18 protein-coding genes and 2 pseudogenes are annotated in these 24,167 nt (G+C 69.4%); 14 read left to right on the top strand and 6 right to left on the bottom strand.

The features are described 5' to 3' along the window. Window positions 1-7 precede the first annotated feature (7 nt). Both ABNQ40_RS03125 and ABNQ40_RS03130 read right to left on the bottom strand, forming a co-directional pair. Window positions 8-814, bottom strand: coding sequence for a class I SAM-dependent methyltransferase (locus ABNQ40_RS03125; protein WP_109491075.1), 807 nt, complete (start codon window positions 812-814; stop codon window positions 8-10). Between the two features lie 191 nt (window positions 815-1,005). Next, entirely contained in the window at window positions 1,006-2,247 is a 1,242-nt protein-coding gene (locus ABNQ40_RS03130; RefSeq protein ID WP_109050990.1) for an MFS transporter, read from the bottom strand. A gap of 108 nt (window positions 2,248-2,355) precedes the next feature. Here ABNQ40_RS03130 and ABNQ40_RS03135 point away from each other — a divergent pair, with 108 nt between their 5' ends. The 13 genes and pseudogenes from ABNQ40_RS03135 (at window position 2,356) to ABNQ40_RS03195 (ending at window position 17,195) form a co-directional block, all read left to right on the top strand. Continuing rightward, a complete protein-coding gene (locus ABNQ40_RS03135; RefSeq protein WP_109050991.1) occupies window positions 2,356-3,294 on the top strand; it encodes a LysR family transcriptional regulator in 939 nt (312 codons plus the stop codon). Further along, window positions 3,266-4,888, top strand: a pseudogene (ilvA, locus tag ABNQ40_RS03140) (threonine ammonia-lyase, biosynthetic); the annotation flags it as partial. The gene ABNQ40_RS03135 and the pseudogene ilvA, both read left to right, overlap by 29 nt. 98 nt (window positions 4,889-4,986) lie before the next feature. Next, entirely contained in the window at window positions 4,987-5,763 is a 777-nt protein-coding gene (locus ABNQ40_RS03145; RefSeq protein ID WP_247879924.1) for a FadR/GntR family transcriptional regulator, read from the top strand. Between the two features lie 278 nt (window positions 5,764-6,041). Next, window positions 6,042-7,241: a four-carbon acid sugar kinase family protein gene (locus tag ABNQ40_RS03150; RefSeq protein ID WP_247879925.1), complete on the top strand. Its 1,200-nt coding sequence runs from the start codon at window positions 6,042-6,044 to the stop codon at window positions 7,239-7,241. After that, on the top strand, window positions 7,238-8,272 hold the full coding sequence (pdxA, locus tag ABNQ40_RS03155) for a 4-hydroxythreonine-4-phosphate dehydrogenase PdxA (RefSeq protein WP_109050994.1): 1,035 nt from the start codon (window positions 7,238-7,240) through the stop codon (window positions 8,270-8,272). The genes ABNQ40_RS03150 and pdxA overlap by 4 nt, the downstream gene beginning before the upstream one ends. Window positions 8,273-8,283: 11 nt before the next feature. Beyond that, window positions 8,284-9,420, top strand: coding sequence for an iron-containing alcohol dehydrogenase (locus tag ABNQ40_RS03160; protein ID WP_109050995.1), 1,137 nt, complete (start codon window positions 8,284-8,286; stop codon window positions 9,418-9,420). 46 nt (window positions 9,421-9,466) lie between these two features. Next, window positions 9,467-10,366, top strand: a complete 900-nt coding sequence (locus ABNQ40_RS03165; protein WP_109050996.1) for a dihydrodipicolinate synthase family protein — start codon at window positions 9,467-9,469, stop codon at window positions 10,364-10,366. A 100-nt stretch (window positions 10,367-10,466) separates the two neighbouring features. Beyond that, window positions 10,467-11,882 carry a sodium:solute symporter family protein gene (locus tag ABNQ40_RS03170; protein WP_109050997.1) on the top strand — a complete coding sequence of 472 codons (1,416 nt, stop codon included), beginning with the start codon at window positions 10,467-10,469 and terminating at the stop codon, window positions 11,880-11,882. A 67-nt stretch (window positions 11,883-11,949) separates the two neighbouring features. Continuing rightward, window positions 11,950-13,164 carry an exo-alpha-sialidase gene (locus tag ABNQ40_RS03175; protein WP_109050998.1) on the top strand — a complete coding sequence of 405 codons (1,215 nt, stop codon included), beginning with the start codon at window positions 11,950-11,952 and terminating at the stop codon, window positions 13,162-13,164. 70 nt (window positions 13,165-13,234) lie between these two features. Next, window positions 13,235-13,999, top strand: coding sequence for a 2-keto-4-pentenoate hydratase (locus ABNQ40_RS03180; protein ID WP_109050999.1), 765 nt, complete (start codon window positions 13,235-13,237; stop codon window positions 13,997-13,999). Window positions 14,000-14,013: 14 nt separating this feature from the next. After that, the gene (locus ABNQ40_RS03185; RefSeq protein ID WP_247879926.1) at window positions 14,014-14,709 is read left to right on the top strand and encodes an SDR family NAD(P)-dependent oxidoreductase; all 696 of its coding nucleotides are present in this window, start codon (window positions 14,014-14,016) and stop codon (window positions 14,707-14,709) included. 83 nt (window positions 14,710-14,792) lie between these two features. Then, window positions 14,793-15,581, top strand: a complete 789-nt coding sequence (locus ABNQ40_RS03190) for an SDR family NAD(P)-dependent oxidoreductase (protein WP_391345513.1) — start codon at window positions 14,793-14,795, stop codon at window positions 15,579-15,581. 141 nt (window positions 15,582-15,722) lie between these two features. Then, the gene (locus ABNQ40_RS03195; RefSeq protein ID WP_109051002.1) at window positions 15,723-17,195 is read left to right on the top strand and encodes an L-lactate permease; all 1,473 of its coding nucleotides are present in this window, start codon (window positions 15,723-15,725) and stop codon (window positions 17,193-17,195) included. A gap of 3 nt (window positions 17,196-17,198) precedes the next feature. Here ABNQ40_RS03195 and ABNQ40_RS03200 read toward each other — a convergent pair whose 3' ends face one another. Continuing rightward, window positions 17,199-18,059 (bottom strand): DMT family transporter, encoded by an 861-nt coding sequence (locus tag ABNQ40_RS03200; RefSeq protein WP_109051003.1) that lies wholly within the window; start codon window positions 18,057-18,059, stop codon window positions 17,199-17,201. A gap of 138 nt (window positions 18,060-18,197) precedes the next feature. On the opposite strand from ABNQ40_RS03200, the gene ABNQ40_RS03205 reads away from it, so the two are divergent. Next, window positions 18,198-19,622 (top strand): PLP-dependent aminotransferase family protein, encoded by a 1,425-nt coding sequence (locus ABNQ40_RS03205; protein WP_109051004.1) that lies wholly within the window; start codon window positions 18,198-18,200, stop codon window positions 19,620-19,622. 5 nt (window positions 19,623-19,627) lie between these two features. Here the strand turns inward: ABNQ40_RS03205 and ABNQ40_RS03210 are convergent, their stop codons facing one another. The 3 genes and pseudogenes from ABNQ40_RS03210 to ABNQ40_RS03220 form a co-directional block, all read right to left on the bottom strand. Continuing rightward, window positions 19,628-22,426, bottom strand: a complete 2,799-nt coding sequence (locus ABNQ40_RS03210) for a PAS domain-containing protein (RefSeq protein ID WP_391345515.1) — start codon at window positions 22,424-22,426, stop codon at window positions 19,628-19,630. 139 nt (window positions 22,427-22,565) lie between these two features. Next, a pseudogene (locus ABNQ40_RS03215) lies at window positions 22,566-22,991 on the bottom strand (hybrid sensor histidine kinase/response regulator); the annotation flags it as partial. Between the two features lie 120 nt (window positions 22,992-23,111). Then, window positions 23,112-24,119: a LysR family transcriptional regulator gene (locus ABNQ40_RS03220; RefSeq protein ID WP_247879928.1), complete on the bottom strand. Its 1,008-nt coding sequence runs from the start codon at window positions 24,117-24,119 to the stop codon at window positions 23,112-23,114. Window positions 24,120-24,167 lie beyond the last annotated feature (48 nt).

Below are 24,167 nucleotides of genomic sequence, written 5' to 3' on the forward strand. Positions count from 1 at the left end.
CGCCGGCTCAGGCCACCGCCGTTATCACATGCGCCTGAATCCTGCCGTCGATGGGGCCGTCGGCGAAATGCCGGGCGATGGCCTGGGCGGCGCGTTCCGTCACCTCGTCGAGGCGGCCTGCATCCCGCGCTTCGATCTCCAGGCGCATGGGCGTTCCCTGGCAAAAGCCGGTCGCCGGATCGGCGGCCGTCGCCGCCCGGCTGCGCAGGGTCACGGTCTCGATCCCGATGTCGGTGAAGCCGGCTTTTTGGAGGTCGTCGCGGATGCGCCCGGTGTCATGGTAGCCGTGCGGCGTCCGTGCCATGAAGCCGGGCGGATCGTCGGGAAAGGCCGCGGCGACGGCGGCGCTGACGACCGCGGCGATCTCGTTGTCCTCGATCCGGTCCCACACGCTGAACAGGAAGCGGCCTCCCGGCTTCAGCACCCGGCGTGCTTCGGCGAACCCCGCGGGCTTGTCCGGGAAGAACATCACGCCGAACTGGCAGACGAGCGCATCGAAGCTGTCGCTCTCGAAGGGCAGGCTCAGGGCGTTCGCCTGCTGCCATGTAACTCGTGACGCATCCAGCTTCTGTGCCGCATGGTCGAGCATCGGCTGATTGAGGTCCGTCGCAACGAGTTCGACGCTTGCCGGCAGGGTCTGGACCAGGGCGCGCGTCACGATCCCGGTTCCGGCCGCCGTTTCCAGAATCCGCCCCTCCATCCCCGCAAGCCGCCGTGCCATATCGCCGGCATAGGGTTCGAACAGGAGGGGGCCGAGATAACGGTCATAGAGTGCCGGGATCGCCCCCGCGAATGCCTTGTCCACGTCAGCCATGTCGCCCCCCATTTCAAAATGCGGGATCGCTCAGCTTATTCCCCGCCGACGATGCGGGCGATGGCCAATTGGGGGCGGACGCATGCTCCTTGGGTCCGCCAATCGACGAAATCGCAACGAAAAATTCCCCGGAGCCATGCGTTTCGGCATGGCTCCGGGGGGCTTGCGGTCATCTTAGGTAAAGGGATGGTTCAGCGGTCCGACCGGGTGAGGAGCCGCAGGACCAATGCCGCGGCCGAGGCGGCGGTGGCGACGGCGACCACACCGTTCCAGCCCCAGGCGGCCAGGGCCTGGCTGCCCAGCGTGGCGCCGACGGCCATGCCGATGAACATGCCGACCATCAGCACCGCGTTCAGGCGGCTGCGGGCGGCCGGGTCGATGCCGTAGACGATGGTCTGGTGGGCGATCAGCGATGCCTGGACGCCCAGGTCGAAGCCGACTGCGCTCGCAACCAGCAGCCACAGGCGGCCACCTTCGGGCAGCAGCGGCGACAGCGCCATCGCGGCGAAGGACAGCACGGCCAGACCGGCCCCCAGCCGGGTCATCAGCGCCGGACCGCGGCTGTCGGTGATGCGGCCGGCAATCGGCGCCACCAGCGCGCCGGCAGCACCGGCCAGACCGAAGGCGCCCGCCGCGGCGGCACCCAGATGGAACGGCGCGCCATGCAGCATCACCGCCAGGGTCGACCAGAAGGCGCTGAAGCCCAGCGACAACAGACCCTGCGCCATCGCCGCCCGGCGCAGGCCGGGGTGACGGCCCCACAGCGTCACCATCGAACCCAGCAGCTCGCCGTAGCCGAGGTCGGTCGTCGGCTTGAAGCGCGGCAGCCCACGCCACAGCGCGGCACCCAGCAGGGCGATGCTGCCGGCGGCGGCGACGAACACGGCGCGCCAGCCGAACTGCTCGGCGATGACACCGCTGACCACCCGCGACAGCAGGATGCCCAGCAGCAGGCCGGTCATCACCGTGCCGACCACACGGCCGCGATGCTCCGCCGGGGCCAGGGTGGCGGCGGCGGGGACGATGTCCTGCGCCAGCGTTGCCGAAAGCCCCATCACCAGGCTCGCCGCCAGCAATCCGCCGATGGAAGGCGCGAAGCCCGCCGCCAGCAGGGCCGCGACCAGCACCGACACCTTCGCCAGGATGATCCGGCGGCGGTCGAAGCGGTCGCCCAGCGGGGCCAGCAGCAGGATGCCGAAGGCATATCCCAGCTGGGTCAGCGTCGGCACCCAACCGACCGTCCGGTCCGCCGCCCCAATGTCGGTGCCGAGCACGCCCAGCATCGGCTGGCTGTAATAGAGGGTCGCCGCCGCCAGACCGGCGCCCGCGGCCATCAGGAACACCAGCGGCCGGCTCATCCCGCTGTCATGCGCGGGCGCCAGGGGCATTGCATTTGCCAGCGGCGTTGCATGCGCGGTTTGAATGGTTGTCATCGTTCGATCCCCTCAAGGGCAAGCAGTGGCTTGGTTGAGGGGGAGTATGGCGGCGGGCCGCAGGGGACGGTAGCCGGACCGGGTGTAGATTTGCTATACGCTTGACGTATGAGCAATGACCTCTCGGCGGCCGGCAGCGACCGCATCGCCCTGCTGGAGACCTTCGTCCGCATCGTGGAGGCGGGGAACCTGTCGGCTGCGGCCGCACAGCTGGGCAGCACCCAGCCGACGGTCAGCCGCCGTCTGCAACTGCTGGAACGGACGCTTGGCGTCCGGCTGCTGCACCGCTCCACCCACCGGATGAACCTGACGGAGGACGGCACTCTCTGTTACGAGCGGGCCAAGGATCTGCTGGCCGGCTGGCAGATGCTGGAAAGCGATGTCCGCGGCGCCGACGACCAGCCGACCGGACATCTGCGGGTGCTGGCGCCGCATGCTTTCGGACAGCAGCAGTTGATCGGGCCGGTGGCGGACTATCTGCGCCGCTATCCGCGGATGACGGTGGAATGGCTCCTGCACGACCGCATGCCGGATTTCATCGCCGAGGGCATCGACTGCGCCATCCGGGTCGGCGAGATCGCCGATCCGTCGGTGGTTGCCCTGCGGCTGGCGGAAGTGCCGCGGATCGCCGTCGCCTCCCCCACCCTGCTCGGCGGCCGGCCGGTGCCGCAGCATCCGGACGAGCTGGCGGAACTGCCCTGGCTGGCTCTGCGCACCTTCTACCGGGGCGAGGTGACACTGACCCATGCCGGGACCGGCGAGACGGTCGGCTTCCCCATCCGCCCGCGCCTGTCCACCGACGGGCTGCAGGCAATCCGCAACGCGGCGATCCTCGGGCTGGGGGCGGCCATCGCCTCGCAATGGGCGCTGGTGGACGATCTGGCGGCGGGCCGGCTGGTGCATCTGGCGCCGGACTGGCAGGCGCCCACCCTGCCCGTCAGTCTGGTCTATCATCCCGCCCGCCACCAGCCGGCCCGCCTGCGCCGCTTCATCGAGGTGATGCGCGTCGCCGTGCCCCTCGCCTTCCGCGCGGTGCAGGCGCCATAGCGTCAAAAGGCGGCGGCTTTGCCACGGCTTTGCTATGGTGTCCGCGACTTGTTCAGGAAGGCCGATGTTCATGCACGAGTATGTCCGCAAAATCCTCACCGCGCGCGTCTATGACGTGGCGATCGAAAGCCCGCTCGATCCGATGCCGCGGCTGTCGCAGCGCCTGAACAACATCGCCCTGCTGAAGCGCGAGGATCTGCAACCCGTCTTCTCCTTCAAGCTGCGCGGCGCCTACAACAAGATGGTCGGGCTTCCGCCGGAAGCGCGGGAGCGCGGGGTGGTGTGCGCGTCGGCCGGCAACCATGCCCAGGGCGTGGCGCTGTCGGCGCAGAAGCTGGGCATCAAGGCGGTGATCGTCATGCCGCGGACGACGCCGGCCATCAAGGTCCAGGCAGTCAAGAGCCGCGGCGGCAAGGTCGTTCTGCACGGCGACGTCTTCGACGACGCCTATCTCCATGCCCGCCAGATCGAGGCCGACAAGGGGCTGACCTTCATCCACCCCTATGACGATCCCGACGTGATCGCCGGCCAGGGCACCGTCGGCATGGAGATCCTGCGCCAGCATCCGCACCCGCTGGACGCGATCTTCGTGCAGATCGGCGGCGGCGGGCTGGCCGCCGGGATCGCCGCCTACGTCAAGTTCCTGCGCCCCGACGTTAAGGTGATCGGCGTCGAGCCCGACGACGCGGCCAGCATGGGCGCCGCCATCGCGGCCGGAAAGCGCGTGCAGCTGGATCAGGTCGGGCTGTTCGCCGACGGCGTCGCCGTCCGGCAGGTCGGCAGCGAGACCTTCCGGCTGTGCAGCGAGCTGCTGGACGAGGTCATCACCGTCAACACCGACGAGATCTGCGCCGCCGTCAAGGACATCTTCGAGGACACCCGCGCCATCACCGAACCGTCGGGCGCGGTCGGTCTGGCCGGCCTGAAGAAATACGCCGAGCGCGAAGGGTTGCAGGGCAAGGGGCTGGTAGCCATCGGCAGCGGCGCCAACATGAATTTCGACCGGCTGCGCCACATCGCCGAACGGGCGGAGATCGGTGAGCGGCGCGAGGCGCTGCTGGCCGTCACCATCCCGGAACGGCCGGGCGCCTACCGGCAATTCATCCAGGCGCTCGGCAAGCGGTCGATCACCGAGTTCAACTACCGCTATGCCGACGACCGCGAGGCACAGATCTTCGTCGGCGTCCAGCTGACCGAGGGCGATGCGGAAAAGCGCCTGATCATCGATCTTCTGCGCGGTCTGGACTGCCCGGTTCTGGACATGAGCGACAACGAGATGGCGAAGCTCCATGTCCGCTACATGGTCGGCGGCCGGGTGCGCGGGTTGAAGGACGAGCTGCTCTACCGCTTCCAGTTCCCGGAACGGCCGGGCGCCCTGCTGAAGTTCCTGAACGGTCTGGCGCAGGAGTGGAACATCTCGCTGTTCCATTACCGCAACCACGGCGCCGACTATGGCCGTGTGCTGGCCGGCATCCAGGTGCCGGAGAAGGACCGGACACGGTTTCGGCACTGCCTGGACGAGCTTGGCTATCCCTGTTGGGACGAGACCGGCAACCCGGCCTACCGGATGTTCCTGGCCGAACCGCAGGGCTGATTCCCGAACCGCTCCCTAAAAGCTGGCAAGTTGGCCCTTACATGTTTACAAATACCTGACAGCCGAGGGACGGCAGCCAGTGGAGCGGGAGCGACAGGATGGAGTCGAGTGAACACGGCGCGATGACCGCTGCGGTGTCGGACGGCGGGGAGGGCACGCCGCTGCTCCGCACCCGCCAGACGCCGCTGGTCACGCGGATCTACCAGCTGCTGCTGGCCCAGATCAGCGCCGGCGATTTCAAGCCCGACGAGCGCCTGCCCGGCGAGAACGACCTTGCCGCCCGCTTCCAGGTGTCGCGCCCGGTGGTACGCGAGGCGTTGAAGCGGCTGCGCAACGACGGGCTTATTTATTCCCGCCAGGGCGCCGGCAGCTTCGTCCGGGTGGCGGTGGAGGAAAGCCAGCCGGTGCTGGGCTATGCGCCGGTGGAGACGATTGCCGACATCCAGCGCTGCTACGAGTTCCGCCTGACCATCGAGCCGGATCACGCCTATCACGCAGCATTGCGTTGGAACGATGCAGCACTCGACCGCATCGCCGCGGCGTTGAGCCTGATGGACGATGCGACCCGCGCCCACCGGCACCGCGAGGACGCCGACTACGCCTTCCACACCGCCATCGCCGAGGCGACGAACAACCATTATTACATGTCGTCGATGCAGGCGCTGAAGGATCACATCTCCGTCGGCATGAAGTTCCACGGCGTGTCGCTGATGGGGCCGAGTTCCGGCCTGACCGGCGTGTATGACGAACATCGCGGCATCTTCGACGCCATCCGCCACCGGGACGGCGAAACCGCACGCCAGCGGATGCGCAAGCATCTGGAAGGGTCGCGCGACCGCGTGTTCGAAGGACGGGCGCTGGACCTCTCGCTGTAAATCGCTGACCTGCAATTGCTTTTCCGGCAGAGCCGCACCGCGCCCAGCCGCCGCTGGCGTGCGCAGCCCTGTGCGTCCATGGCATCATGGCGCAACATGTAAACATGTATTGCCCAATCACACCGCCATATCCCCGTTTTTTGCCCTCAACAACATTACAACATATTGACATCTCCGCAGCGCTATGATGGAGTGGGTCATCGTCGAGGGCGGCAGGAGCGCCCGGCAGCGGACCATCGCAGTGCGAGGGCCGCCGCTCACAAGGATGGGGACCACCCATGGACAGCATGGTTCCACAGGACGGATCGCCACAGGGCATCCAGGCGGCGGCCGGATCATCGGCAACGCTGCATCCGTGCCTGATCGCCGACGACCTGACCGGGGCGCTCGACACCGCCGCACAGTTCGCCGCCATCGCCGGTCCGATCCCCGTCTACTGGCAGAGCCTGCCCTATCCAGCATTGCCGAATGCGCTCGCTTTCGACAGCGGCACGCGCGAGGCGACGCGGGACGAGGCCCGCCGCCGGGTCGCCGCCATCGCCGCCGGCCTGCCGCGCAGCCCCGGCTCGCTCCATTACGCCAAGCTCGACAGCCTGTTGCGCGGCCATGCCGGGGCGGAGATCGCCGCCTGGATCGCCGCCACGGCCCCCGATCATGTCATCGTCGCTCCCGCCTTCCCCTATCAGGGCCGCATCATGCGCGGCGGCATCCAGTTCACCCCCGGCGATGACGCCCGCAGTTGGACAGCCACGGCCAGCGACCTGCGCGCCGATCTGGAGCGGGAAAGCTTTGCGGTCCAGCCCTGCTGCCCCGGCGCGGCGGTGCCGGCGGGCGTCAGCCTGTGGGATGCCGAAACCGACGCCGACCTCGACGCCATCGCCGCCGCCGGCCTCGCGCTGAACGGGCGCGTGCTGTGGTGCGGCAGCAGCGGGCTGGCCGGTGCGCTGGCCCGGCAGATGGGCACCGCCGCCTGCGATCCCGTCGCCGTGCGGCTGCCACGGCCGATCCTCGGCCTGTTCGGCACCAACCATCCGGCGATGACGGCGCAGATCGACGCCTGTCCGGAGCATGTGCTGGCGCTGCCCGACGGTGGCTCCACCTCGGCCACGGTGCTGGCCCAGCGGCTGGACCGCGACGGCATCGCGCTCGCCACCCTCGCCCTGCCCGAGGGGTTGGCGCGGAGCGACGCGGCAAACCGGATCGAACGGGAATTCGCCCGGCTGGTCCGCCGGCTCGACCCGCCCGGCACGCTGCTGGTGGCCGGCGGCGAGACCCTGCGCGGCCTCTGCCTCGCCCTGGACGCCGACCGGCTGGACCTCGACGGACAGATCTGGCCGGGGGTGCCCTGCTCCATCCTGCGCGGCGGACGCTTCGATGGGGTCCGCGTCATTTCAAAATCGGGCGCGTTCGGCGACCCGTCACTGCTGCGCCGGCTGCTTGCGCTGGCTGCGCCGCTTCATCAGGGAGAACAAGCATGACACCGCATCTGGCCATCACCATGGGCGATCCGGCCGGCGTCGGGCCGGAGATCATCGTGAAGGCCTGCGCGCGTCTGAAGGACCGGCTGGCCGACGGGTCGCTGCGCCTGCTGGTCATCGGCAGCAACCCAGCCCTCCATGCGGCGCGCGATGCGCTCGGCAGCGACCTCGACTTCCCCGAGGTGACTGACATCGACGGCGAGTGGCCGGCGCTGGCCTGCCTCCAGGCCGGCCCGGAGGGCGAGCCGATCCGTCCCGGCGTGCTGTCAATCGACGGCGGCCGCTTCGCCTATCTGGCGGTGGAGCGCGCGGTGCGGCTGGCCGAAGCCGGCCGCATCCACGGCATCGTCACCGCGCCCCTGAACAAGGAGGCGATGAACAAGGCCGGTTATCACTTCGCCGGGCACACCGACCTGCTGGCCGAACTGACCGGCGCCCGCGGTTCGGTGATGATGCTGGCCCACGGCAACATGCGGGTCAGCCACGTCACCACCCACATCGCGCTGGAGGATGTGCCGAAGAAGCTGACGCCGGAACGTCTGCGCTACGTCATCGACCGCACCGACGAGACGCTGGCCGGGCTTGGCCTTTCCCGCCGCCGCATCGCCATCGCCGCGCTAAACCCGCATGCCGGCGAGGGCGGGCTGTTCGGCCGGCAGGACATCGAGGTGACCGAGCCGGTGATCCGCCAATGCGTCGCCGACGGGCTGGATGTCGTCGGGCCGGTGCCCGGCGACACCATCTTCGTCAAGCTGCGCGCCGGCCAGTACGATGCGGTGGTCGCCATGTACCACGACCAGGGCCACATCCCGGTCAAGCTGCTGGGCTTCAACGTCAATCCGGAGACCGGCACCTGGGATGCGCTGAGCGGCGTCAACATCACGCTCGGCCTGCCGATCATCCGCACCTCCGTCGACCACGGCACCGCCTTCGACATCGCCGGCAAGGGCATCGCCAACGAGCTGAGCCTGATCGAGGCCATCGACTACGCCGAAAAGCTGGCCGCCGCCCGCGTGCGCGTCGCCGCCTGAGGAACCCGATCATGAACACCATCGACCTGACCACGCCCATCGACCTGCTCCGCCCGCCCCGCGTCGTCTTCGGCGCCGGCACCGCGGCCGAGACCGGCCGCTGGGTGCGCGAGCGCGGCCTGACCCGCATCCTGGTGGTCGCCGACGCCTTCAACGCCACCCGCGTGGAGCGGCTGGGGCTGGAGGGCGAAGTCACGATCTTCGCCGACATCAAGCCCGAACCCGACGTTCCCAACCTGGAGGCGCTGCTCACGGTCGCCGAACGGGTCGAGCCGCAGGCGGTGATCGGCTTCGGCGGCGGAAGCGCCATGGATTTGGCGAAGCTGGCCGCCGTGCTGCCCGGCAGCGGCCAGACCATCCGCGACGTGGTCGGTCCGGAGAAGGTGGCGGGCAAGCGCGCCGTCCTGGTCCAGGTGCCGACCACCGCCGGCACCGGCAGCGAGGTCGGCACCCGTGCGCTGGTCACCGACCCGGCGACGATGAGCAAGCTGGCGGTGCAGAGCGTCCACATGCTGGCCGACGTCGCGGTGGTCGATCCCGACCTGACGCTGAGCGTGCCGGCCGCGGTGACCGCCGCCACCGGCGTCGACGCGCTGGCCCATTGCGTCGAGGCCTACACCAACCGCAAGGCCCATCCGCTGATCGACCTCTATGCGCTGGAAGGCATCCGGCTGGTCGGCCGCTTCCTGCCGCGCGCCATAGCCGACGGCGGCGACCGCGAGGCGCGGGCCGGCCTGTCGCTGGCGTCCTTCTATGGCGGTATCTGCCTGGGTCCGGTCAACACCGCCGCCGGCCATGCCGTCGCCTATCCGCTGGGAACCCGCCACCACATCCCGCATGGCGCCGCCAACGCGCTGATCTTCCCGCATGTGCTGGCCTTCAACGCGCCGGCCGTCCCGGTCAAGACCACCGCCGTTCTGGAAGCGCTGGGCCTGCCGGCAGTCGCCGATCCGGCCGCGGTGTTCAAGGCCGCGCACGATTGGTGCGTGAAACTCGGCTGCACCATGCGGCTGTCGGCGTTCGGCGTGCCCGAGGCCGATCTGCCGCGCATGGCCGAGGAGGCACACGCCATCCGCCGGCTGCTCGACAACAACCCGCGCGATCTCAGCCGCGAGGACATCCTGGGCATGTACCGCGCCGCCGCCTGACGGCGCGGCGCCAAGCCCTCATCCCGTTCGTGAAAAGGCCAATCCCATGAGCAAGACCAGCGGCAAGATCGGCGGACCTTTCGTCGCGATCGTCACCCCCTTCGACGGCGACGAACGCGTCGAATTCGCAGCGCTGCGACGGCAGGTGAAGCGGCAGGCGACCGCCGGCAACGGCGTCTTCTGCGCCGGCACCAACGGCGAATTCTATGCCCTGTCCTTCGACGAGAAGCTGGCGGTGGCGGAGACCTGCGTCGAGGCCGCCGACGGCAAGGTGCCGGTGCTGGCCCATATCGGCGAGATCTCCACCAACCAGACCATCGCGCTGGGCAAGGCGGTCGAGCGGCTCGGCGTCAAGGCGGTCTCCGCCATCACGCCGTCCTTCATCGCCTGTTCGCAGGCCGAACTGGTGGAGCATTACCGCCGCGTCGCCGATGCGCTGACGGTGCCGGTCTATCTCTACAACATCCCGGCCCGCACCGGGAACACGCTGGAGCCGCAGACCGCCCGCATCCTGGCCGACCACCCGAACATCATCGGCATCAAGGACAGCGCCGGTTCGCAGGAGAGCCTGGACGGCTTCCTCGCCATCGCGCGGGAGCGTGACGATTTCGACGTGCTGGTCGGCCCGGATTCGCTGGTGCTGCACGGACTGCGCAACGGTGCGGCCGGCTGCATTTCCGGCCTCGGCAACATCGCGCCGGTGACGCTCAACGGCATCCACGCCGCCTTCGTGGCCGGCGACGCCGAGACGGCCGACAGGCACCAGACCCATTTCAGCACGCTCCGCAAGGAACTCTACGCGCTGGGCTTCCCGCCGGCGATGGTCAAGCGCGCTCTCCGCAGCGCCATGCCGGAGGTCGGTTTCAGCCGTGCCCCGGTGCTGATCGCCGACGAGGTGGACAGCCGGATCAAGGCAATCGCGGCACGCTACGCCGAAGCGGTGTGACGCTGTTCCACGCCGCATGGCGCCGCGACGGAACAGGCCGGCGCCAATTCCCCGAACAACACTGAAGGCGGATCCATCCGCCCGCTAGGGAGACCCGTCCATGAACCATTTCACCAGTGGAGAAAGTGCGCTCATCCTGGGGATTGTCGTCCTCTACATCCTCTTCACCTCCTGGCTGACCATCCGGCTGCGCAGCCGCAACAACGGCGAGTTCATGAACGCCGCGCGGTCGATGCCGGCAGCCGTCGTCGGCGTCCTGCTGATGTCCGAGTTCATCGGCGCCAAGTCCACCGTCGGCACGGCGCAGGAAGCCTTCAGCTCCGGCATGGCGTCGGCCTGGTCGGTGCTGGGCGCCTCCATCGGCTTCCTGCTGTTCGGCCTGTTCTTCGCCAAGCGCATCTACGGGTCGGGCGAATACACCATCTCCGCCGCCATCGCGAAATATTACGGCACCTCCACCATGCGGACGGTGTCGATCATCATGATGTATGCGCTGCTGCTGGTGAATGTCGGCAACTACGTCAGCGGTGCCGCCGCCCTGTCCACCGTCATGAACCTCAATCTGACCTGGGCGATGGTCATCATCGCGGTGGTCAGCACCTTCTACTATGTGTTCGGCGGGCTGAAGGGCATCGCCTACGTCACCATCCTGCACAGCGCGCTGAAGCTGCTGGGCATCGCCCTGCTGCTGGGCACCGCGCTGTCGCTCAGCGGCGGCATCGGCCCGATGGTCGAGAAGCTGCCGGCCCACTATTTCACCATCGACGGCACCATCGGCATGCCGACGATCTTCGCCTGGGTCATCGGCACCGTCGGCGCCATCTTCTCCACCCAGTTCGTCATCCAGGCGATCTCGTCCAACCGCAGCGCCGGCGAGGCCCAGCGCTCCGCCTTCTATGCCGCGATCTTCTGCCTGCCGCTCGGCATCATGCTGGCGCTGATCGGCGTGACCGCCCATTACCTCCATCCCGACATGAAGAGCCTGTACGCGCTGCCGGTGTTCCTCGACGCCATGCACCCGCTGATGGCCGCCATCGTCACCACCTCGCTCGTCGCCTCGGTCTTCGTCAGCGTCAGCACGGTGGCGCTCGCCATCGCCTCGCTGGCGGTGCGTGACTTCTACGTGCCGTGGAAGAAGCCGACGCCGGAGCAGGAGTTCCGCACCACCCGCATCCTGTCTCTCATCATCGGCTTCCTGCCGCTGATCTTCGTCTTCTTCGTGCCGGAAATCCTGAAGCTGTCCTTCTTCACCCGGGCGCTGCGCCTGTCGATCACGGTCGTGGCGATGATCGGCTTCTTCCTGCCGCTGTTCGCCAGCAACCTGGGCGCCACGCTGGGCCTGCTGGGCGCCACCGTCAGCACCACCGTCTGGTACGTGACGGGCAACCCCTACGGCATCGACAACATGTATATCGCCTTGCTGACGCCGATGCTGGTGATGCTGGTGGAACGCCTGATCCGCGGCCGCAACGCCCCGGCGATGGTCGCCGCTCCGCCCCAGGCCGACGCAGGATGACCGCCATACGCTGACCGGCCCGTCCCTTTCCCCAGTTTGCCCCTTCCCCAGTTTGCATGTGACCGACATGACCACACCCTCGACCCTGCCCTTCACCACCGACCGCGGGCGCGTTGCGCCCGTGGACGGGGACGCCGGGCGCCGCGACACCTATCTGCCGTCGCCCTGCGTCCAGAACCATGCCGCCAACATCGTTGTGCTCGGCAACGGCGATCTCGGCTGCGTCTGGTTCGGCGGCACCCAGGAAGGCATCCCCGACATCTCGATCTATTTCTCGCGGCTGGCGAAGGGCTCCGACAGCTGGACCGATCCGGTCAAGCTGTCGGACGACCCGACCCGCTCGGAACAGAACCCGGTGCTGTTCCCGGCGCCGGACGGCACGCTGTGGCTGTTCTACACCGCGCAAATCTCCGGCAACCAGGACACCGCCGTCGTGCGCTGCCGCAACTCCGCCGACCATGGGCAGAACTGGGGGCCGATCCGCACCCTGTTCGAAGGCAACGGCAGCGACGGCATCTTCATCCGCCAGCCGGTGGTGGTCCTGCCGAACGGCGACTGGCTGCTGCCGACCTTCCTCTGCCACGGCACACCGGGCGAGAAGTGGGTGGGCGACAACGACACCAGCGCCGTGCGCATCTCTTCCGACCGCGGTGAAAGCTGGACCGAGCATCCGGTGCCGGACAGCGTCGGCTGCGTCCATATGAGCGTCGTGCCGTTGCGCGACGGCACGCTGGCCGCCTTCTACCGCAGCCGCTGGGCCGACCATGTCTATCGCAGCGTCTCCGCCGACAATGGCCGCAGCTGGAGCGCTCCGGTTCCGACCGAGCTGCCCAACAACAACTCCTCGATCCAGGTGACGGCGCTGGCCGACGGCCGGCTCGCCATCGTCTTCAACGAGTCCAGTGCGGAGAACGCGACCGAGCGCCGTGCCTCGCTCTATGACGAGATCGAGGACGACGTCCCGGCCGGTGGCGCCGCCGTTGCGGTCGCCGCAAAGCCGGCGCAGGCACCCGCCCGCAAGGCCTTCTGGGGCGCACCGCGCGCGCCGCTGACACTGGCCCTGTCGGAGGATGGCGGGCTGACCTGGCCGCTCCGCCGGAACTTGGAGGTCGGCGACGGCTACTGCATGACCAACAATTCCAAGGACAGCCTGAACCGGGAATTCTCCTACCCGTCGGTCACACAGACGGCGGAGGGCGACCTGCATGTCGCCTTCACCTATTTCCGGCAGGCCATCAAATACAGCCGCGTCTCGCCCGACTGGGTGGGTGGCGGCAGCTGACCGGCGATGGGGGCGCCGACCGGCGTTCCCGCCCGCCCGTCCGATTCCTCATTTTCCGGGGACTTGTCCCATGACCATGACCGCCGAGGCCGTTCTTGAGGCCGCCGGCGCGCTGCTCGCCGCGCGCCGCGACAACCGCCCGCTCGACGCCCTGCCACCGGCGGCGATGCCGGCCGACAAATCCGACGCCTACGCCATCCAGACCGAGGTCGCCCGCGGCATCGGCCCGGTGACCGCCTGGAAGGTCGGCGCCTCCGCCCCCGACGCCGAGCTGTCGAGCGCGCCCATCCACGCCGACACGCTGTTCTTCGAGACCGGGACGCTGCCCGCCGCGATGTTCCGGGTCATCGGGATCGAGGCGGAGATCGTCTATCGCCTGAAGAGCGATCTGCCCGCCCGTGACGAGCCCTGGACGCGGGACGAGGTGCTGGACGCCGTCGGTTCCATCCATCCGGCCTTCGAGATTTGCGACACCCGCTTCGCCGCCTACGGATCGCAGGGGCCGCTCGCCTCGCTGGCCGACCAGGGCAACCACGGTGCGTTGATCGTCGGCGCGGCCACGGCGGACTGGCGCCACATCGATCCGGTGACCCAGCCGCTGACGCTGGACATCGACGGCGAGCGCAGGGTCGAGGTGGTCGGCGGCAACAAGGCCGGCGACCCGATCCGCCTGCTGGCATGGCTCGCCAATGTCGGCGCCCTGCCGTTCGGCGGCCTGCATGCCGGCGACACGGTGACCACCGGATCCTGCACCGGCACCATTTTCATCAAGCCCGGCAGCCGCGCCGTCGCCGACTTCCCCGGCCTCGGCCGCATCGCCCTGACCGTGGCATGAGGGAGAGTGCCGGGATGAACACGGAAAGCCCTTGCCGGCGCGCCCTCGTCACCGGCGTCAGTTCGGGGATCGGTGCCGCCATTGCCGAACGGCTGTTGCAGGATGGCTGGCTGGTCGAGGGGATGAGCCGGTCGGCCCCCGCCATCGACCACCCGAACCTGCGCTTCACCCCGGCCGACCTGATGGAGCCGGGCTCCGTGGCGAAGGCGCTGGCAGCTCTGCCGCCCGTCGACGCGCTGGTCCATGCCGCCGGGGTGATGCGGGTCGGCACGCTGGGCGAGCTGGCCGGGGACGATGCGAGGGCGATGTGGCGCCTGCATGTGGAAGCCGCGACGCAGTTGGTCGAGCATGTCGCCCCCCGCATGCCGGACGGCGGCGGCCGGATTGTCCTGATCGGCAGCCGCACCGCGCAGGGGGCCGCCGGCCGCAGCCAGTATGCGGCAACCAAGGCGGCGATGGTCGGGCTTGCCCGCTCCTGGGCGCAGGAGCTGGCGCCGCGCGGCGTCACGGTGAATGTGGTGGCGCCGGGGGCGACCGACACGCCGATGCTGAAGGACCCGAACCGCACCGGCCTGCCGCCGAAGCTTCCGCCCATCGGCCGCTTCATCAAGCCGGAGGAGGTGGCGGCGCTGACCGCCTTCCTGCTGTCCGACGCGGCGGCGGCCATCACCGGGCAGCAGATCCTCGTCTGCGGCGGCGCTTCGCTTTAGGCTGGATCGCGGGCGGCCATCGACCCGGACGATTTCGGGCTATATGGTTGCCACGCACTTCCGTCACGAGGAAAGATCACAGGATGTCGAACACCGCCCCGAAGATTGCCGCCCCGAAGATAGCAATCGTCACCGGCGCCACCTCCGGATTCGGCGACGCCATCGCCCGGCGGCTGGTGGCGGAGGGCTGGCGGATCGTCGCCACCGGCCGGCGCCAGGACCGGCTGGACGCCCTGGTCGAGGCGCTGGGCGGGCCGGATGTCGTCCATCCGCTGTGCTTCGACATCCGCGACGAGGCGGCGACGCGCGCCGCCCTCGCCACCCTGCCCGACGCCTTCGCCGGCATCTCGGTCCTGGTCAACAATGCCGGGCTGGCGCTCGGCACCGGGGCGGCGCAGGACTGCGACCTGGAGCAGTGGCGCACCATGATCGATACCAACGTCACCGGGCTGGTGACGATCACCCGGCTGCTGTTGGCCCAGCTGATCGCGCAGCGCGGGCTGATCGTCAACCTGGCGTCGGTCGCGTCCAACTGGCCCTATCCCGGCGGCAATGTCTATGGCGGCACCAAGGCCTTCGTGCGGCAGTTTTCGCTCGGCCTGCGCAGCGACCTGTCGGCGCAGGGCGTGCGCGTGACCTCCATCGAGCCGGGTCTGGCGGAAAGCGAGTTCACCCTGGTGCGCACCGGCGGCAACAAGGACGCCTACGACACGCTCTATGCCGGGGCCAATCCGCTCCAGCCCGAGGACATCGCCGAGACTGTGCGCTGGGTGGTCTCGCTGCCGCCGCACGTCAACATCAACAGCGTCGAGATCATGCCGGTGAGCCAGTCCTGGGCACCGTTCAAGATTCACCGCGACACGCCGGCCTGACGCATCCGCGACCATCCGGCGCAATCATTCGGTGCCGTTGCAGGCGCCGAATGATTGCACCACCGTAGATATACTAGTATCCAATGGCCCCGGCCAGGATTCGCGCCGGCACTCCCCCCTCCGGAACGCGTCTGGCCGATCATGACTCTTGCCTTCCATATGATGCCGCTCGTCGGCACGATCCTGCTGCTCGCCTCCCGCCGGGTCAGCCTGCTGTCCGCCGGGATCGCCGGCATGGCGCTGGCGCTCGTCACGATGGTCGCCCCGATGCTTATGGCGCAGCCGTCGGCCGGTCCGGTGCTGGGTCTGGCCGCCGTCAAGGCGGGGGAAGGGGCATGGCTGGCATGGCACGCGATGTCGATCATCGCCGCCGGCCTGCTGTTCCACCGTGCCTTCGAGGCGCGCGGCACGCGGACGGCCGCGGTCGCGCAGGAGAACCGGCGGCGCGCCGTCTTCGTCGCCTGCTTCCTGGTCGGTCCCTTCGCGGAGTCGGTGACGGGGTTCGGCGTCGGTCTGGTGGTGGCGCTCGCCATGCTGCGCAGCCTGGGGCTGCCGCCGGTACAGTCGGCGGCGCTTGGCCTCTTCAGTCAGGTCCTGGCCGCCTGGGGCGCGATGGGCGTCGGCAGCCGGGTCGGGGCCGAACTGATCGGCGTATCCTTCACCGAGCTTGGAACCGCCAGCGCCCTCTTGATGGCGGTCGTGCTGCCCTGCCTCCTGCCGGTGTTCTGGGGGTTGATCCAGTCGTCGGGGCTGCGCTCCACCCTGCGCGAACGGGCGACCGACGTCGCCCTTCTTCTCTGTCTGGCCGGGCTGATCTGGCTGACCAACCGGTTCGTCGCGCCGGAACTCGGCGGCGGGCTGGCGACCGCCGTCCTGCTGCTGGTGGTGGAGGGCCCGCGCCTGCTGCGCAGCGGCACCGGTGTCCGCGAACTGGCCGAGCGGCTCTGGCCCTATGGGCTGCTGATCGCCGGGCTGATGGCGACCCGCCTGCTGCCGCCGCTGTCGGACTGGACCGGGCAATGGCTGGTGCTCGACCCGTTCGACGGTCTTGCCCCGCTGGCTCTGCTGCGCCATCCGGCGACCTGGCTGGTGCTGATCGCCGGCATCCTGCTGGCCGGCCTGCCGGGCGCCGAGGCCGGAAAAGTTGTCCGCGGCGCCCTTCGCGCCGCCCTGGTGCCGATGGCGGCGACGCTGGTCTTCGTCGAGTTCGCCACCTTCATGGCGGCCTCCGGCGGAGCGGCGATGTTCGGCAATGCCTGGCGCGAGGTGGCGGGACGCTTCGCCGTGCTGGCCAGCCCGGTCTTCGGTGCCGCGGCCGGCATGCTGACCGGCTCCAACACGGCATCGAACGCCCTGATGATGCACATCCAGCTGAGCCTTGCCGCCGAAAGCGGCCTGCCCTCCATCCTGATCGCGGCGGTCCAGACCGTCGCCGGCAGCATCTGCACCATGCTGACCCCCGGACGCATCGTGCTGGCCGCCGGTCTGGTCGGGCTGGAGCGGTCGGAGGGGGCGATCTATCGCCGCGCCCTGCCGATCGGGCTGGCGACCATCCTCGCCCTGCTGGCCGTCATCGTCGCGATGACCGGGTTCAAGGCGGGCGGGCTGGTTTAGCGATCAGGCGAACCGCTTCGCTCCGGCGACGCAGAGCACGACCAGCCCGGTCGCGGCGATCATCGTCCAGGCGACCGGCTCGCGCAGCAGCAGCCCGGCCAGGATCAGGCCGAAGGCGGGCTGGAGCAGTTGCAACTGCCCGACGCCGGCAATGCCGCCCAGCGCCAGCCCGCGATACCAGAAGACGAAGCCGACCAGCATGCTGAACACCGACACATAGCCGAGCCCGATCCAGGCCGGCATGGCGATGCCGGTCCAGTCGTCCGGCATGGTCGCAAACGCCGCGCCCGCCATCGGGGGAAGCGCCAGCACCAGCGCCCAGGAGATGACCTGCCAGCCGCCCAGCCGGCGCGACAGGGCCGCCCCCTCGGCATAGCCGAGCCCGCAGAGCAGGATCGCCAGGATCATCAGCAGGTCGCCGGTCAGCGACGCCCCGCCGCCCCGCCACAGGGCGAAGCCGGCGACGGTCAGGCTGCCGGCCGTCGAAAACAGCCAGAAGGCCGGCCGCGGCCGTTCCCTCCCCCGCAACACGCCGAACAGGGCGGTGGCAAGCGGCAGCAGGCCGATGAAGACGATGGACTGTGCCGAGGTGATGTGCTGGAGCGCCAGCGCGGTCAGCAGGGGAAAGCCGGCGACCACGCCGACCGCCACGATGGCGAGCGAGGGCAGGTCGCGCCGTGCCGGCCAGGTCTGCCGGAGCAGCGCCAGCAGCGCCGCCGCCAGGGCCGCCGCGATGACCGCCCGCGCCGCGGTCAGGAACAGCGGCGTGAAGCCGCCGACCGCGACGCGCGTCGCCGGCAGCGAGCCGCTGAAAATGATCACGCCGAGCAGCCCGCTGCCCCATCCCGCCGTCGACGTCCGCATCCCGCTTTCCTTCCGCACCCCAGAATCCGCAGCAAGATCCTAGCGCGGTGGCATCTGGCGGAAACAGGGACAGTCCCATACAATTCCGCCAAACTGTACTGCCCTACAGGGCAATACGCTTTTCTGCGGTGGAGCATCATGGGCAGGACCGGCACGCGTACCGGCGAGGTGATGGAGGCGATCCGCCGCAGGATGGCGAGCCGCCAGCTGTCTCCTGGGGAAAAGCTGCCATCGATCCGCAGCTTCGCCGCCACCATGGGCGTGTCGCCCTCGACCGTGGTGGAGGCTTATGACCGGCTGGCGGCGGACGGCGCGATCCAGTCGCGGCCGGGATCGGGCTTCTACGTGTCGGGCGCCATGCCGCCGCTGGCATTGGCCGAGGCGGAACCGCGGCGCGACCGCGCCATCGATCCCTTCTGGGTGTCGCGGCAATCGCTCGATGCCGGGGCAGGGATGCTGAAGCCGGGATGCGGATGGCTGCCGGCCGACTGGATGCCGAACGCGGCGATCCGCCGGGCGATCCGCCAGCTCGCGCGGGCGGATGACGGGCTGCTGGCGGATTACGGCGGCACACGCGGATCGCTGCCGCTGCGCCGACTGTTGGCCCGCCAGTTCGCGGACGAAGGCATTGCCGCCGGTGCCGACCAGATCCTGCTGACCGCCTCCGGCACGCAGGCCATCGACCTGATCTGCCGCCTGCTGCTGCGGCCGGGCGACACGGTGCTGATCGACGACCCCTGCTATTTCAATTTCCAGGCGCTGCTGCGTGCCCATCGGGCGCGGATCGTCGGGGTGCCCTATACGCGCAACGGGCCGGATGCGGAGCTGTTCGCCCAGGCGCTGGCGGCGCACCGGCCGCGCCTCTACATCACGAACTCCGCCCTTCACAACCCGACCGGCGCCACCATGACGCCGCAGACCGCCCACCGCCTGCTCTGCGCCGCCACAGCGCACGACCCGGCCCAAGGCCCGAAGACGCAGGACCTGACCATCGTCGAGGACGACATCTTCGCCGGCTTCGAGCCCGAACCGTCACCCCGGCTCGCCGCACTGGACGGGCTGGCCCGCGTGATCCGAATCGGCAGCTTCTCCAAGACTCTGTCCGCCTCGATCCGCTGCGGCTATATCGCGGCGCGGCCGGACTGGGTGGAGGCACTGGTCGATCTGCAGGTGGCGACGAACTTCGGCGGTCCCAGCCCGGCCGCGGCCGAACTCGTCCTCGCCACCCTGAACGACGGCAATTACCGCAAGCATCTCGACGGGCTGCGCCGGCGTCTGGCACGGGTGCGTCGCGAGACGGCCGCCCGGCTGGAAGCCATCGGTCTGCAACCGTGGCTGATGCCGCGCGGCGGCTTCTATCTCTGGTGCAGCCTGCCCGATGGACGGAACGCCGCCGACGTCGCCCGCGCTGCCTTGCGCGAGGATGTCGTGCTCGCCCCCGGCGACGTGTTCAGCGTCTCCCACTCCGCATCGGGATTTCTACGCTTCAACGTCGCCCAGATGGGCGATCCGCGCATCTACGGCGTTCTGGAGCGGGCGATGGCGAACGCTCCCTCTCCATAAGCCCTTCACCGCTGGGGCGAGGGCTTCCTCGTCAGCGCCTCGCTCAGCGTCTGGAGCAGGGTGTCGATGCGGTAGGGCTTCGACAGCACCGCGATGCCTTCGGTGCGCGCCACGTCCTCGCTGTAGCCGGTCGTCAGCACCACCGGCAGGCCGGGGCGCAGGAGCGTGGCCTCGCGGCCGAGGTCGATGCCGCTCAGCCGGCCGGGCATCACCACGTCGGAGAACAGCAGGTCGATGCGCTCGTCCCCTGCCAGCAGCGGCAGCGCCTCGTCGGCCGAGGCGGCGCGCAGCACGGTCCAGCCGCTTTCCTCAAGCGCCGCCGCGACGGAGGAGGCGACGACCGGATCGTCCTCCACCATCAGCACCCGCGCCCCCCGGACGATGCCGGCCGCGGCCTGGACGGGAGCCGCCGGCGCCCTCGGAATGCCGGTGCCGGCGCGCAGCAGCAGGACGATGCGGGTCCCCTCCCCCGGCCGGCTTTCGATCCAGACCGTGCCGCCCGCCTGCCGCGCCAGCCCATAGACCTGGGCAAGGCCAAGGCCGGAGCCCTTGCCGACCTCCTTGGTGGTGAAGAAGGGGTCGAAGGCTCTCGCCACCACCTCCGGCGGCATGCCGGTTCCGGTGTCGGCGACCGCCAGCCGCAAAAACTCGCCCTCCAGCCCCGCCCCATCCAGACCGGTTGCTTCGCCGGGATCGAGCGTCCGGTTCTCCGCGTCGATGGTCAGGATGCCGCCGCCGGGCATCGCGTCGCGAGCGTTGACCGCCATGTTGATCAGCGCCAGTTCGAACTGGGTCGGATCGACCTCGATGGGATGCAGGCCGGGAGCAAAGCGGGTTTCCAGCCGGATGTCGGCGCGCAGGGCGCGCTCGAGCAGCCCGGCCATGCCAAGAACGCGGTCGCGCACGTCGATGGGCTCCGGACGCAGGCTGTCGCGGCGGGCGAAGCCCATCAATTGCTGGACCAGCTTGGCGCCGCGGTCGACCGCCTGCATGCCGGCCTCCAGCAGCGGCGCCAGCCGCGGCTCCGCGCTGCGGCGGCCGATCATGGTCAAGCAGCTGCTGAGCGCCTGGAGCAGGTTGTTGAAATCGTGGGCCACGCCGCCGGTCAGCTGGCCGACCGCCTCCATCTTCTGCGCCTGGCGCAGCTGATCCTCGGCCCGACGCAGGGCGGCGGCGGCCTCCTTGCGCGCCGTCACGTCGCGCCCCACCGCATGGATGAAGCGGTCGTCCGGCACCGCGGTCCAGGAGATCCAGCGATAGGACCCGTCCTTGTGGCGGTAGCGGTTCTCGAACCGCAGGGTGGTCAGTCCCGATTGCAGCCGGCCGACCTCTGCCACCGTCGCGTCGAGGTCGTCCGGATGGACGAAATCGAGAAAGATCGCATCCTGTAGATCCGCCTCCCGCCAGCCGAGAAGTGCGGTCCAGGCCGGGTTGACAGCGCCGATCGTGCCGTCGAACCGCGCCACCAGCATGATGTCGGTCGACAGCCGCCATATGCGGTCGCGGTCGGCCGTCCGCTCCGCCACCCGCTGTTCCAGCGTGGCGTTGAGCGCGCGCAGGGCATCCTCGGCACAGCGGCGGTCGGTGATGTCGTAGCAGGCGCCGAGAACCCGCACGCCCCCTCCATCCCCGTCCTCGTCGCGCTTGAACGCCTGGGCACGCCGGGCGATCCAACGGACGGCGCTGTTGTCGGGCCGCAGGATGCGGTACTCGACATAGCCCAGACCGTCCGTCGGCACCTGCCCCGGCTGGAGCGTGTTCAGGGTGGGCCGGTCCTCCGGATGGATCAGGGCGACCAGTTCCTCCAGCCGCACCAGCGGCCTCTCGTCGATGCCCCACAGGCGGCAGAACTGCGGCGACACCGCCAGCAGGCCGTCGGCGCGCAGTTCGAAGGTGCCGACTCCGCCGGCATCCTGGGCGATGTGCAGCCGCTGCTCGCTCTCGCGCAGCGCTTCTTCCGTCCGCTTCATGCCGGTGACGTCGCTGCCCTGGACGAACAGGCCCGTTACCTGCCCCTCATCGTCACGGATCGGCTGGAAGACGAAGGTGACGAAGCGTTCCTCCAGCGGCGCACCGGGCCGCCGGGCGATCCGCGCCGGCATGCCTTCGCCGACGAAGGGCTCGCCGGTCCGGTAGACCTGGTCGGCCAGCTCGAAGAAGCCCTGGCCGACGATTTCCGGCAACGCCTCCCGCCCCGGCTTGCCGATGACGTCGCGCCGGCCGATCAGCTCGAAATAGGCGTCGTTCGCCATCTCGAAGACATGGTCCGGCCCACGCCAGACATACATGAAGCCCGGCGCCTGCCGGAACAGGGCGCGCAGCCGCTCCCCCTCCGCCCGCAGCCGCTCGTTGGCGCGCCGCACCTCCTCTTCCGCCTGCACCCGCTCCACCGCCGACCAGGTGCGTTCCGCGACCTCCTCGATCAGATCGATCTCGTCCTCGCGCCAATGCCTGGGGCGGCGATCATGGACGTAGAGTGCCGCGACCATCCGGCCCTGCTTCACCAGACTGGCGGTGACGACGGAGGAGAAGCCGAGTGCCGCGAAGGCCGCCAGCAGATCCGGTGTTGCGGTGCACGGATCGGTGGCCGCATCGTCGACGACCAGAGACTGTCCCCTGCGCAGGGTCGCCAGCACCGGCTCGCCGAAGGCCAGCAGATCGTGGGTTCCGATGTGGGGGGCGACCGTGCCGTCGGTCCAGTTGCGCTCCGTGGTGAAGAAGCGCTCGCTCTCGTCCATCACGCCGTAGCCGACCCGGCTGGCGCCGAGATGCCGGCCCAGCGCCTCCGCCGCCACGGTCACCACACAGAGCGGATTCTGTCAGTTCGCGGAGCCGGTGCTCCAGTTCGGCGTGGAAGGCCATGCGCCGCCGGCCCCGCACGGCAAGCGTGGTCTCCGCCACGATGCAGAGGAATCCGCCGATGCAGCCCGTTTCGCCGGCAATCGGCGTGTAGGAGAAGGTGAAATAACAGTCCTCGCCCAGTCCGCGCCGCTCCAGCGGGACCAGCAGATCCTCGTGCAGCAGGGACTCGCCCTCATAGGCGCGGCGGACGAAATCGCGGACCTGCGGCCACGCGTCCGGCCAGACCTCGCTCATCGGCCGGGCCAGCGCCGCCGGGTGGCGGGACCCCAGAATGTCCAGATAGGCGTCGTTGTAGAGGAAGGTGACGTCGGGTCCCCAACCGATGAACATCGCCTGCCGCGACCGCATCATCAGGCCGACCATGGCCCGAAGCTCCTGCGGCCACCCCTCCGGCGGACCGAGCGGCGTCGCCGTCCAGTCGTGGCCGCGCATGAGAGATGCCACATCCCCCGCCCCGGTCAGAAAGGCGGGCGGAGACGCCGCGGCGGGTGACTGGCTCACCGGCATCGTCCAACACCGGCGGGGAACGGAAGACCTTGGACGTTCATCAAAGCGGTCGAAAAAATCCAGCGTCGAAACGATTCCGTTATCACACGGCTCAAGGGCGGCGGCCTAGCTATCCAATCGTCAGCCCCGAAGGAGGTGGCTGTCGGAATTCCCCTCGGCCACCCCGGCAAGCTCCCTGGCCGGCGCGGTGGCGAGCGCCGTTTGCAGATAATCGAGAAAGGCCCGTTCGGCGCGGTTCAGCTTGGCCTGCTCGTTCCAGATCAGGTGGACGTTGACCGGCGCGATGCCCTCATAGGGCGGCAGTTCCCACAGCAGGCCGTCGGCCACGTCACGGGCGGCGATGTGTTCGGGCAGCGGGCCGATGCCAAGGCCGCAGACGATCATCCGCCGCACCTCCTCCAGATTGGCCGACGACGCGACGACGCGGCCGGCGAAGCCCTCCCGCGCGCGGAACAGGGTCAGGGGCGACAGGGCGCCGTCGATCTGGTCGGAGGTGAAGGAGACGAAACTCTCGTGGCGCAGTTCGGCGATGTCGATGTCGCTTTGGCCGAACAGGCGGAAATCCGGGCCGCAATAGAGACGGTAGGTCTGGCGCAGGAAGATCTGGCTGGACAGTCCGGGGATCGGCTCGCGCAGCAGGCAGATCGCCATCGCGCCGACCCGCTGCTGCAACGCGATGTGCGCGTCGGCCGACGCCATGACGTCGATGCGGAAGGTCACCAGCGGGTACATGCGGTGGAATTCCCGCAGCGAGCGGTCGAGCAGCGGGGTCTGGATGCGGCTGGTCATCAGGATGTGGACATGGCCGCTGACCTCATCCTTGGCGTCGCGCACCAGGGCGCCCAGGCGGGACACGGTGGCATGGATCGACACCGCCTCGTCATAGACCTGTTCGCCGGCGGCGGTGACGGCGAAGCGGCCGGGACCACGGTCGATCAGGGTGCGGCCAAGCTGCTCCTCCAGCCGTTTCAGGGCGAGGCTGACCGCCGGCTGCGTCAAAAACAGGCGGACGGCGGCCCTGGTGATGCTGCCCTCCTGCACGATCACCATGAAGGTGCGCAGCAGGTTCCAGTCCATCTGCTGGCCCAGCCGGGCCAGGGCCTGCCGTTCCGCCTCGGTTTCGTTCACCGTCCCACCCCCTCGATCGCTGCCCGATTCCGGTGCATCGCTGCTGTC

This window comes from Azospirillum sp. A23 (assembly GCF_042938965.1).
Lineage (GTDB): Bacteria > Pseudomonadota > Alphaproteobacteria > Azospirillales > Azospirillaceae > Azospirillum > Azospirillum melinis.

Bases quoted from the DNA above. Each gene is read 5' to 3' on its own strand.
- ABNQ40_RS03195 (WP_109051002.1), top strand. From the start codon at position 15,723: ATGACTCTTGCCTTCCATATGATGCCGCTCGTCGGCACGATCCTGCTG.
- ABNQ40_RS03160 (WP_109050995.1), top strand. From the start codon at position 8,284: ATGAACACCATCGACCTGACCACGCCCATCGACCTGCTCCGCCCGCCC.
- ABNQ40_RS03135 (WP_109050991.1), top strand. From the start codon at position 2,356: ATGAGCAATGACCTCTCGGCGGCCGGCAGCGACCGCATCGCCCTGCTG.
- ABNQ40_RS03145 (WP_247879924.1), top strand. From the start codon at position 4,987: ATGGAGTCGAGTGAACACGGCGCGATGACCGCTGCGGTGTCGGACGGC.
- ABNQ40_RS03165 (WP_109050996.1), top strand. From the start codon at position 9,467: ATGAGCAAGACCAGCGGCAAGATCGGCGGACCTTTCGTCGCGATCGTC.
- ABNQ40_RS03175 (WP_109050998.1), top strand. From the start codon at position 11,950: ATGACCACACCCTCGACCCTGCCCTTCACCACCGACCGCGGGCGCGTT.
- ABNQ40_RS03150 (WP_247879925.1), top strand. From the start codon at position 6,042: ATGGACAGCATGGTTCCACAGGACGGATCGCCACAGGGCATCCAGGCG.
- ABNQ40_RS03130 (WP_109050990.1), bottom strand. From the start codon at position 2,247: ATGACAACCATTCAAACCGCGCATGCAACGCCGCTGGCAAATGCAATG.
- ABNQ40_RS03170 (WP_109050997.1), top strand. From the start codon at position 10,467: ATGAACCATTTCACCAGTGGAGAAAGTGCGCTCATCCTGGGGATTGTC.
- pdxA (WP_109050994.1), top strand. From the start codon at position 7,238: ATGACACCGCATCTGGCCATCACCATGGGCGATCCGGCCGGCGTCGGG.
- ABNQ40_RS03205 (WP_109051004.1), top strand. From the start codon at position 18,198: ATGGGCAGGACCGGCACGCGTACCGGCGAGGTGATGGAGGCGATCCGC.
- ABNQ40_RS03190 (WP_391345513.1), top strand. From the start codon at position 14,793: ATGTCGAACACCGCCCCGAAGATTGCCGCCCCGAAGATAGCAATCGTC.
- ABNQ40_RS03185 (WP_247879926.1), top strand. From the start codon at position 14,014: ATGAACACGGAAAGCCCTTGCCGGCGCGCCCTCGTCACCGGCGTCAGT.
- ABNQ40_RS03200 (WP_109051003.1), bottom strand. From the start codon at position 18,059: ATGCGGACGTCGACGGCGGGATGGGGCAGCGGGCTGCTCGGCGTGATC.
- ABNQ40_RS03180 (WP_109050999.1), top strand. From the start codon at position 13,235: ATGACCATGACCGCCGAGGCCGTTCTTGAGGCCGCCGGCGCGCTGCTC.
- ABNQ40_RS03125 (WP_109491075.1), bottom strand. From the start codon at position 814: ATGGCTGACGTGGACAAGGCATTCGCGGGGGCGATCCCGGCACTCTAT.